At 73.7% G+C, this 10691-nt stretch carries 7 protein-coding genes; 5 read left to right on the plus strand and 2 right to left on the minus strand.

From position 1 onward, the window contains the following. The 3 genes from VIB11_RS02320 to VIB11_RS02330 form a co-directional block, all read left to right on the plus strand. The coding region (locus VIB11_RS02320; RefSeq protein ID WP_332027988.1) for an NAD-glutamate dehydrogenase domain-containing protein at nucleotides 1-1881 on the plus strand (1881 nt) is incomplete at its 5' end. Continuing rightward, nucleotides 1878-2585, plus strand: coding sequence for an MOSC domain-containing protein (locus VIB11_RS02325; protein ID WP_332027989.1), 708 nt, complete (start codon nucleotides 1878-1880; stop codon nucleotides 2583-2585). The genes VIB11_RS02320 and VIB11_RS02325, both read left to right, overlap by 4 nt. Before the next feature lie 95 nt (nucleotides 2586-2680). Beyond that, the gene (locus VIB11_RS02330) at nucleotides 2681-4165 is read left to right on the plus strand and encodes a PAS domain-containing sensor histidine kinase (RefSeq protein WP_332027990.1); all 1485 of its coding nucleotides are present in this window, start codon (nucleotides 2681-2683) and stop codon (nucleotides 4163-4165) included. A gap of 56 nt (nucleotides 4166-4221) precedes the next feature. Here the strand turns inward: VIB11_RS02330 and VIB11_RS02335 are convergent, their stop codons facing one another. After that, the gene (locus tag VIB11_RS02335; RefSeq protein ID WP_141778302.1) at nucleotides 4222-4470 is read right to left on the minus strand and encodes a WhiB family transcriptional regulator; all 249 of its coding nucleotides are present in this window, start codon (nucleotides 4468-4470) and stop codon (nucleotides 4222-4224) included. Between the two features lie 375 nt (nucleotides 4471-4845). Between VIB11_RS02335 and VIB11_RS02340 the strand changes: the two genes are divergently transcribed. Continuing rightward, a complete protein-coding gene (locus VIB11_RS02340; protein ID WP_332027992.1) occupies nucleotides 4846-5283 on the plus strand; it encodes a hypothetical protein in 438 nt (145 codons plus the stop codon). Between the two features lie 42 nt (nucleotides 5284-5325). Here the strand turns inward: VIB11_RS02340 and VIB11_RS02345 are convergent, their stop codons facing one another. Then, nucleotides 5326-9657, minus strand: a complete 4332-nt coding sequence (locus tag VIB11_RS02345; RefSeq protein ID WP_332027993.1) for an FtsK/SpoIIIE domain-containing protein — start codon at nucleotides 9655-9657, stop codon at nucleotides 5326-5328. A gap of 159 nt (nucleotides 9658-9816) precedes the next feature. Between VIB11_RS02345 and VIB11_RS02350 the strand changes: the two genes are divergently transcribed. Further along, nucleotides 9817-10691: CpaF family protein (locus tag VIB11_RS02350; RefSeq protein WP_332027995.1), on the plus strand; the 875-nt coding region annotated here is incomplete at its 3' end.

Here is a 10691-nt window from a genome sequence, read left to right on the forward strand (position 1 = left end):
TTCGGCAACGGCATGCTGCTCTCCGAGCACATCCGGCTGGTCGCGGCGTTCGACCACCGCCACATCTTCATCGACCCCAATCCCGTTGCGGCGACGTCGTTCTCGGAGCGCAAGCGTCTCTTCGAGCTGCCGCGCTCGTCGTGGGCCGACTACGACGACGACCTCATCAGCAAGGGCGGCGGCGTCTTCGACCGCTCGTTGAAGTCGGTGCCGATCACTCCCGAGATGACCAGCGTGCTGGGGCTGCCGAAGGGCGTCGACCGGATGACGCCGGCGGAGCTGATGAAGGCGATCCTCCAGGCCCCCGTCGACCTGCTCTGGAACGGCGGGATCGGCACGTACGTCAAGGCATCGACGGAGGACAACTCCGCCATCGGCGACCGGGCCAACGACGCGATCCGCGTCAACGGCCACCAGCTCCGCTGCAAGGTCGTCGGCGAGGGCGGCAACCTCGGCCTGTCGCAGCTCGGTCGCATCGAGGCGGCGCTCCACGACGTCCGCGTCAACACCGACGCCATCGACAACTCTGCCGGCGTCGACACCTCGGACCACGAGGTCAACATCAAGATCCTGCTCACCGGTCTCGTGCGCGAGGGCGACATGACCCTCAAGCAGCGCAACGCCCTGCTGGCCTCGATGACCGACGAGGTCGCCGCGCAGGTGCTGCGGGACAACTACGAGCAGAACGTCCTGCTCGGCAACGCCCGGGCGCAGGAGCACGGGATGCTGCCGGTGCACACCCGACTCATCCACTGGCTCGAGGAGCGGGGCGACCTCGACCGCGAGCTCGAGTTCCTGCCCTCCGACGCGGACATCGACCAGCGCAGCGGCGAGGGTCTCGGCCTGAAGTCCCCCGAGTTCTCGGTGCTCGTGGCCTACGCCAAGCTGGCCCTCAAGGACGACCTGCTGCCCACGGAGCTGCCCGACGACCCGTGGTTCCAGGCCACGCTGAGCGAGTACTTCCCGGAGCCGATCCGGGAGCAGTACGCCGCCGAGCTCGCCGAGCACCCGCTTCGCCGCGAGATCATCACCAACGCGGTCGTGAACTCGATGGTCAACCGCGGAGGGATCACCTTCGCGTTCCGCGCCATCGAGGAGACCGGGGCGACGCCGGAGCAGATCGCGCGGGCCTTCGTCGTCGCCCGCGAGATCTTCGACCTGACCGCGTTCGTGCGCGAGGTCGAGGCGCTCGACAACGTCGTGACCACCGACACCCAGACCCAGCTGTACCTCGAGTTCCGACGGCTCATCGACCGCGCCATCCGGTGGTTCCTCACCTCCCGGCCGTCGCGCCTCGACGTCGCCAACGAGGTGGCCAGGTTCGGTGAGGTGGTGCGCGAGTTCGCGCCCAAGGTCCCGGACATGCTCAAGGGCGTGGAGCTGAAACGCCTGCAGCGCAACGCGAAGGAGCTCGAGAAGCTCTCGGTGCCCGAGGACCTCGCGCTGAAGGTGGCCAGTCTCCTCGACCAGTTCTCGCTGCTCGACGTCGTCGACATCGCCACCGACACGGGCGAGTCGCCCGCCGACGTCGCGCCGCTCTACTTCGTCGTCTCCGAGCGCTTCGGGATCGACCTCATGCTCGGCCGGGTCACGAACCTGCCGCGAGACGACCGCTGGGACGCGCTCGCCCGCGGCGCGCTGCGCGACGACCTGTATGCCGTGCTGGAGTCCCTGACGCGGTCCGTGATCGACGCGACCGACGCGGCCAGCGAGCCCGGTGCGCGCTACGAGCAGTGGGCCAAGGCGAACGCCGAGTCACTCACCCGCGCCCGCACCGCGCTCGCCGGGATCGAGCGGCTCGAGCGGCCCAACATCGCCGCGCTCTCGGTGGCGCTGCGCACCCTGCGCTCGGTCATCCGCTCCGGCGCCGCCGTGTCGTGACGACAGGGCACGACGTCGCCCGCGTCACCGAGATCTGGCGCTTCCCCGTCAAGTCCATGGCGGGGGAGCGGCTGGACTCGGTGGCGGTCGACGCGCGCGGGCTGTCCGGCGACCGGGGCTGGGCTGTCTACGACGTCGAGGGGAAGCTGGCGAGCGGGAAGCACACGCGCCGCTTCCGGCGGATGGACCCGGTCTTCGGTCTGGCCTCCCGCACCGTCGGGGAGGCCGTGGAGGTCCTGCTCCCGGACGGCCGGGCGGTCGTGGCGGGTGAGTCCGTCGCCGACCTCGCGCTCTCGGACCACTTCGGCGAGGAGGTCGAGCTCGGACCGGAGGCGGACGTCCCGCACCAGGACGCCGGGCAGGTGAGCCTCGTCGGCACGGCGAGCCTCCGCGCGCTCGCCGCCCTGATGGGCCTGGACGACCCCGTGGACCCCAGGCACCTGCGCGCCAACCTCGTCGTCGAGACCGCCGAGCCCTTCGCCGAGGAGGCCTGGGTGGGCCGGCAGGTCAGCGTCGGCGGCGTGGTGCTGGCGGTCACCGAGCGCATCGAGCGGTGCCGCATGGTCGACGTCGAGCAGGTGGACCTGCCCGGGCTCGACGGGCTGCTCAAGGCCGTCGGGGCCCACCGCAACGTGTGCGCGGGCGTCTACGCCGACGTGGCGAGGCCGGGTTCGCTGGCGGTCGGCGACGTCGTGAGGTCCTGACGGCGGCGCGAGACGGCATGGCGTTACGGGCGGCAGGGGCGGCACGGGCGGCAGGGGCGGCACGGGCGGCACGGGCTGCTCACTAGGCTGCTGACGTGCCGACCCTCAACCAGGTCCTCGCCGACGCCACCGACCTCGCTCCTGCCGAGGCGGACTGGCTGCACCTGCTCGTCGGCGACTGGCAGCTGCTCTCCGACCTCTCCTTCGCTGACCTGGTGCTGTGGGTGCCGGGCGGGGACGAGGGGTGGCTCGCCGTCGCGCACGTCCGCCCGACCACCGGCCAGATGGTGTTCTTCGAGGACGTCGTCGGGCGCCGCAGCCACCGCGGACGTCAGGCGCTCTTGGAGGAGGCCTACGCGACCCGCCGCATCGTGCGCGCCAAGGACCCGAGCTTCCGCGAGGACGTGCCGGTCCGGGAGGAGGCGATCCCGGTGGTCCGTGGCGGGCGCGCGCTGGCCGTGCTGACCCGGCACACGAACCTCGCGGCGATGCGCACCCCCAGCCGGCTCGAGCTCACCTACCAGGCGCTCGCGGACGCGCTGGCGCGCATGGTCGCCGCTGGGGAGTTCCCGAACGCCTCTGCGCCCACAGGGATGCGTCGCGGTGCACCGCGGGTGGGCGACGGCGTGATCCGCCTCGACGTCGACGGCGAGGTGACCTACGCCAGCCCCAACGCCCTGTCGGCGATCCACCGGCTCGGGCACGTCGGTGACGTCATCGGCGAGCTGCTGGCCAAGGTCATCGCGGACCTGCTGCGTGACGAGTCCCCCGTCGACGAGTCGCTCGCAGTGGTCGTGACCGGTCGGGCGCCGTGGCGCACCGAGGTCAGCTCGCGCGGCGCCAGCGTCTCGATGCGGGCCATCCCGCTGACCGAGGGCGGCCAGCGGGTCGGTGCCCTGCTGCTCCTGCGGGACGTCTCGGAGCTGCGCCGCCGCGAGCGCGAGCTGATGACCAAGGACGCGACGATCCGGGAGATCCACCACCGGGTCAAGAACAACCTGCAGACCGTGGCCGCGCTCCTGCGGCTCCAGGCGCGCAGGCTGCCCGAGGGCGAGGGCAGGACGGCGCTCGAGGAGGCCGTGCGCCGTGTCGGGGTCATCGCGCTGGTCCACGACACGCTCAGCCAGGGCTTCGACGAGCGGGTCGACTTCGACGAGATCGCCAACCGGGGCCTGAACGCCGTGGTGGAGGTGGCGCGCGGCGAGCACCCCGTGCATGCCCACATCGTCGGCGAGTTCGGAATGCTGCGCGCCGAGGACGCCACCGCCCTGGCGATGGTCCTCTCCGAGCTGATCCAGAATGCCGCCGAGCACGGGCTCGCGGAGGCCGGCGGCGCCATCGAGGTGGCTGTCCAGCGCCGCGGCGAGGACGGCCACGAGCTGCTCGAGGTGACCATCACCGACGACGGTGCGGGTCTGCCGGACGACTTCTCGCCTGGCCGTTCCGGGCTCGGCACGCAGATCGTGCAGTCGCTGGTGCAGGACCTGCGCGGCCGCATCACCTGGGAAGCAGCAAAGCCGCGCGGGACCCGGGTGCGGTTCCTGGCGCGGCTTCGTCCGTTGAGCCGGGACTCGGGCTGAGTGCCCCGAGCCCCGGGGGAGGGAGGGTGTTCTGGGGAGGGTGCTGAGCCGCCGGGTCAGCCGGCGCGGCGGGCGCGGGCGTTACGACGCTTGAGGGCGCGGCGCTCATCCTCGGACATGCCGCCCCAGACTCCGGCGTCCTGGCCGGACTCGATGGCCCACTTCAGACAGGTGTCGATCACCTCACACCGTCGGCAGACGGCCTTGGCCTCCTCGATCTGCAGGATGGCCGGGCCGGTGTTCCCGATCGGGAAGAACAGCTCCGGGTCCTCGTCGAGGCAGGCAGCGCGGTCGCGCCAGTCCATGAAGATCGTGCTCCTTGTCGTTTGCGGGGGTGTCGCAGGGATGCCGCGGGGTACCCGGCATGGTGCAAGGCGCGTCGTTGCGTCCAGCTGGTCATGTCGGGCTGCGCTCGTGGCGCAGCCGACCGGCCATGCTAGCCGTTCGACGGTGCCCACGCAGGGGTCAAAGCGGGGGCGCGCCCATTCTCGGGCAACACCCACGTCTCTGCCAACGGGTCCGTAGGGGTTTCTGTTCCACCATTTCACGCAGGACGGCGGCGTGGACAGAGGCGGACGGCACCCGCTGTGGCCCGGGCCCTGAGTTGTTGGTCACACCGGGGTCCGTTGGGGTCTTCCGCGCCCGCCGGGCCCGTGGTCGTCCCCGGCTACCCTTGCCGCGTGCCGGAGAGCTCCCCACATCCTGACCCCTCGGCCCACGGACGCGACCGTGGCCGGATCGCCGCCGCAGCCGTCTGCCTGGCCCAGGCGCTCTTCCTGCTCGGCTTCTGCGTCTTCTCGCTGGTGGAGCTCGCTGGTGGTGGCTCCGACGACGCCGTGCGGGTCGTCATGGAGGTGCTGCTGATCGCGTTGTTCGCCGGCGGCCTGCTGGCCCTCGCGCGGGGGTGGCTGGTCGGGCGGAACTGGCCGAACACACCGACCATCGTGTGGAACGGCCTGCTGCTGCCGGTCGCGTGGGGGCTGGTGCAGGGCGGCCGCGGGTGGGTGGGGCTGCTGGTGGCCGGTGTCGCTGTCGGCGGCATCGTCGCTGCCGTTGCCGCCGACACGGGGGAGGCCCACGACGTACCGGGAACCGGCGACCCCTCGCGCTCGCCCTGACCCGCCCGGCTCCGAGCTGTGGCGACCTCGGCCCACCCCGGGTCAGGGCGCCGCGGAGCCGGGCCCGCCCGCGCGGGCGACCTGGAGCTCGATGGCCGACCCCCGCCTCACCAGCAGGCCGCGACCGGCCACCCGCTCGCGCCACCGCGGCACCCGGACGCCGAGGAGGTCGCCCTCCGCCGGACCCTGGGGGCAGAGCAGCAGCCCGCTCTGCTGCCGTGCGACCTCGACGGCGACCCCGCGGTACTGCGTGGCGAGGGTGGCCGACTTGGCCGCGCACACGAGGAGCCCGCCGTCGCGGTCGGCGAGGCGCCCGATCTCGCGCAGCACGGGCTCGACCGGGGTGTCCAGCAGGGTGTCGGCGTCGTCGACGAGGACCGACAGCCCTGGGTGCTGCTGCCGCGCGGCGATGAGCGCCCCGGCGTCGTCAGGGCCGGCCCAGCAGGCGACGCCTGGGTGCGCCCGTAGGTCGTCGAGCGGCCCCGGCCGCGCCGTGACGACGGCAAGTCTGGCCCCCGCGCCGAGCAGGGACTGGGCGATCGTGCGCAGCGCAGTCGACGTGCCGGACCGAGGGGACCCGGCCACCAACCACAGGCGCCCGTCGGTCGGAGGCGCGAGGCCCACGGGCTCCACCGCGTCCCCGCCGACGCCGACCAGGACCGTGCCGGGGCTCGCCCCGGAGGCCAGCGCCTCGTCGAGGACCACCTCGGACGGCAGCGTCGGTACGCGCAGGGGCAGGCGGCTGCCGTCCGTGTGCCGTTCGGGCACCCCCGCGGCGGCGCGCCCGACCCGGCCTGACGGCGCAGCGGCGCCGTCGAGCGGTGCGGCCGCCGGCTCTGGCCAGGCGAGCTGGACTTCCGTTCCCTCGGGGGCCACCACTGCCCGGCCCGGGGGCTGGTGGGTGGGCAGGCCAGCAAGCGGGAGTCCTGCGACGATCGCGTCGGTGCGGTCTGCCAGGCGCAGCACGAGGCGACGGTCGAAGAGGGAGGCGACGGGGCCGTGGAGCAGCCCGCGTCCTCCCGTCGCGAGGACGCGAAGCCCGACGGAGGCTCCGTCACGCAGAAGCGCCAGCAGCCGGTCGGTGAGCGCCCCGTGGTCGAGGCTGTCGGCGGCCTGCGCGACCTGGTCCCAGCCGTCGAGGACCAGCAGCATCAGCGGCGGGTCCTGCCCGGGGCCGAGCAGCCCCGCCGCGACCCGCCGCCGACGAGCCACCTCCTCCGAGAGCCGGCCGACCAGTCGGTCCACGCGGGGCAGGTCGTCGCCAGGCACGACGGCCCCGGTGTGCGGGAGGCTCTCCAGGACCCGCAGCCCGCCGCCGCCGTCCACGGCATACACGTGAAGGTCCTCCGGCCCGAGCCGCGAGGCCGCGGCCGTCGCGACCAGGCGGGCCAGGGTGGTGCGTCCCGTGCCGGTCGTGCCCACCGCGGCCCAGTGACCGACGGTCCGCAGGTCCCAGACGAGGGGCTCCTGGGTCTGGGCTGCCGGACGGTCGGCCAGCCCCAGGGGGAGCCGCCAGGGGCTGGGGGCGCCGTGGTCGTCCAGGCCGTGGGCGAGGACGACGTCCGGAAGTGGCGGGAGCCACGGGGAGACCGGGAACGGCACGCTCGAGTCCTCCGCGGCACGACGCAGCGCGGCGACGAGGAGGGAGAGGTCGGATGGCTCCGCAGGCATTCGCCCGCCAGGTCCGGCGTCCGCGGCGGGCGCGGCGGGTGCTGTGAGGCCGGCTGGGACGCCCAGCCCGGACAGGGGGCTGACGGTCAGGCCGCCGGACGCCCGGGGTGCCCGGCCGCCGACCCGCGCGGTCTGGAACGTCCGCGCCTCGTTGCCGCCGCTGCGGGCGAGCGCCCGACCCGGCGTGCGCTCGCTGATGCTCGCCGCGTCGGGGGCGTCGAGGACATCGTCGGAGTCGGCCCGGTCGCGCATCCGCAGGGCGATGCGGAGGTTGACGTTGGCCTTGATGTCGGCGGTGACGACGCCGGCGGGACGCTGCGTGGCGAGGACGAGGTGGACCCCGAGGGAGCGGCCGACGGCGGCGATGCGCACCAGGCCCGCGATGAAGTCGGGCAGCTCCTCCGCCAGCACGCGGAACTCGTCGATGACGATCACGAGGCGGGGGACCACGAGGTTCCGGCCGGCTGTGGGGGCGAGGCGCTCGTAGCCGTCGAGGTCCGCGGCACCGACGTCGGCGAACAGCCTCTCGCGGCGCTTCAGCTCGGCGGTGAGGGACACCAGCGCCCGCTCGGCAAGCCCGTGGTCGAGGTCGGTGACCAGCCCAACGGTGTGGGGCAGAGCGGCGCACTCCGAGAACGCGGATCCGCCCTTGTAGTCGACCAGGACGAAGGACAGCTGGTCCGGTCGGTTGCCGGCCGCCAGCGACGCGACCAGCGTCTGGAGGAACTCGGACTTGCCCGAGCCGGTCGTGCCACCCACGAGGATGTGGGGCCCGTCGGTGCGCAGGTCGAGGGCGTGCGGGCCGTCGGGGCCGATGCCCACGACCGCTGTGGTGCTGCGTGGGGCGCGCTGCCAGCGCGCCGACACCTGCCGGGCGTCACGGGCGTCGAACCCCAGGAGGTCCAGCAGTCGGGCGGTCTCGGGGATGCCGGCGCCGGCGTCACGGGGGGTGGCGTCGCGCAGGGGTGCGAGAGAGCGGGAGAGGCGCTCAGACCACCATGCGCCGGACCCGTCCGGCACCAGACCGGCGCCGAGGGCGCCCTCTCTCGTGCGCAGGGCGCAGGCGTGCCGGTCGGGGCTGAGCTCGAGCACGGCCCCCGCCTCCGTGGGGAGGCGGTCCGGGCTGTCGTCGAGGGCCACGAACACGACTCCCACGGACGGCCCCTCGTCCATCAGCTCCGCGAGGCCCGGCGTCGACCGCAGCCGGCTCACGCCGTCGACGACGACCACCGTGCGCTCGCCGGTCCAGGGCTCCGGACCGCGCCGCCCGGTGTCGCGGCGCCGGGCCACGATCGCCTGCAGCTCGCGCACCGCGCGCACGACGTGCTCGCCTGACGGGTCCAGCACCGCGAACCGGCGCGTCAGCCCGGGGGGCAGGCTGCCGCGACAGTGCGGCAGCCGGGACACCCAGTGCCAGGAGCGGGCGGCAGCCCGGTCGCAGGCAAGCACCCACAGGCTGAGGTCGAGGGGCGAGTGCAGGACCGCCAGCTGGCCGACGACCAGGCGGGCGAGCCCTTCGACCTGGGGCCTGGGACCGGCGACTCCGAGCACCCCCACCTCGTCCAACGAGACCGGACAGGGGACGTCGGCGACGACGGGCCGGCGCGTCGAGGCGCCACCGGGGTCGACGATCCGCAGCTGCGCCGGCGCAGACCAGGTGCCGACCCTGACCCGGAGCACATCCGGGTCGGCCGGGCGCCGCTCCCACAGCCTCGCCGACGGCGCCGACGCGATGGCGAGGATCTCCGCGCCGTCCGGGAGCGCCCAGCGACGACGGCGCTGCTCGTCACTGACGGCCGCGGCCGCGTCGGCCTCCACGCGCCCCACCGCGGCCGCGTGCTCGGCGAGCTGCGCGGCATACCGGCGTCGGCCCGAGAGGCGGTCGGACAGCGCGTTGCCCGCCACGAGGAGGGGGCTCATCAGGGTGAACACCAGCATGAGGGGGCTGAAGACCAGCGCGAGGACCACCCCCACCGGCACCGGGACGAGCATGGCCACCCACGGGAGGCTGGCGCGTGTGGGAGCCTGCGGCGGAGAGGGCAGGGTGAGCGTGGACGGCTCGACGTCGCGGCGGATCCGCGGGCCGCGGTTGACCAGTCGCACGCCCTCCCGGGCCCGGGTCAGGGCGGCCGGCCGAGCGCTGGTGGAGCGCAGCCGCAGCCGGGTGGAGCCGAGGGTGACCAGGCTCGTGGTGTCGATGCGGCGGCCGTCCCGGCCAACCGGCTCGCCGTCGACGACGGAGCCGTTGGTGGACCCGGCGTCGTGCAGGGTCACGCCGTCAGGCCCCGCGTCGACCACCGCGTGCACCCGCGAGAGCTCCGGGTCCGCGATCACGAGGTCGGCCTCGCCCGACCGGCCGATGCGCGTCGTCCCTCGGCGGAGGTCGACCTGGCGCCCCGCGTCGGGACCGCCGACGACGACGAGCGCCAGTGGAGCCCGGGGGTCATCGCGCCCCGGGCCGGACGGTGCCGGGACAGCGCCCACGGTGATCGCCGCTCCGTCGACCAGGGCGCCCACGCCGAGTGGAGCCTGCCGGTCGAGGGCGCGCCCCCGACAGTGGAGCTCCCGAGGTGAAGGCTCGCCGAGCACCGTGGCCAGGGCTGCGGACAGGTCGGCGGCGGTGTCGGCCGGGTCCGCGTCGACCTCGACCTCGAGCGGCTCGCCCGGCCGGTCGGCTCGCACGATCGTCATCTGGAGGCGCATGGCGGCACGCTAGGGCGGGACGCGGTACGCGCGACGGAGTCATCCACCGCCTGTGGACAGATGGCCACGAAGGGGGCGGATCGCCCTAGGATGCCGACTGCCGCCTGCTTTCGCAGACGGGCTCACGGGGGTGTGCAGGTCTCGCAGGGGAGGTCCGTGGTGGAAGCCGTGCGCAACGTCGAGTCCGAGGTTCGGGAGCTGATCCGACGCTCGGGCCTGGACCCGTCACGGGATCCGCGCGCCATCGACCGCCTGGTCAGGGAGGCCGTCGCCGACTACGACGAGCGCTCGCTCCACGGTGGGCTGCCCACCCTCGCGAACGTCGAGGAAGCCGTGAAGTCGGTGCTCGACGCGGTGGCCGGCTTCGGCCCCCTGCAGCAGTACTTCGACGACCCGACGATCGAGGAGATCTGGATCAACGAGCCGTCGAAGGTGTTCGTGGCCCGCGGCGGGATCGCCGAGCTGACCACCACGATCCTGACGGCCGACGAGGTGCGCGACCTCGTCGAGCGGATGCTCAAGTCCTCGGGCCGGCGGGTGGACTTGTCCTCGCCGTTCGTCGACGCCGTCCTGCCCGACGGGTCGCGGCTGCACGTGGTGATCCCCGACATCACCCGCGAGCACTGGCACGTCAACATCCGCAAGTTCGTCGTGAAGGCCGACCACCTCGACGACCTCGTGGCGCTCGGCACGGTGACACGTCAGGCAGCGCGGTTCCTCGAGGCGGCGGTGGCCAGCGGCCTGAACATCCTCGTCGCCGGCGGCACCCAGGCAGGCAAGACGACGCTCCTGAACTGTCTCAGCGCGGCGATCCCCTCGCGCGAGCGGGTGGTGACGTGCGAGGAGGTCTTCGAGCTGAAGATCCCGCTGCGCGACGTCGCCTCGATGCAGTGCCGCCAACCCAGCCTCGAGGGCACCGGCGAGGTGCCGCTGCGGCGGCTCGTGAAGGAGGCCCTGCGGATGCGCCCGTCGCGCATCATCGTCGGCGAGGTGCGCCAGGCCGAGAGCCTGGACCTCCTGATCGCCCTCAACAG

It is taken from the genome of Pedococcus sp., from assembly GCF_036554925.1.
Classification (GTDB): domain Bacteria; phylum Actinomycetota; class Actinomycetes; order Actinomycetales; family Dermatophilaceae; genus Pedococcus_A.

Bases quoted from the DNA above. Each gene is read 5' to 3' on its own strand.
- VIB11_RS02345 (WP_332027993.1), bottom strand. From the start codon at position 9,657: ATGCGCCTCCAGATGACGATCGTGCGAGCCGACCGGCCGGGCGAGCCG.
- VIB11_RS02335 (WP_141778302.1), bottom strand. From the start codon at position 4,470: ATGGACTGGCGCGACCGCGCTGCCTGCCTCGACGAGGACCCGGAGCTG.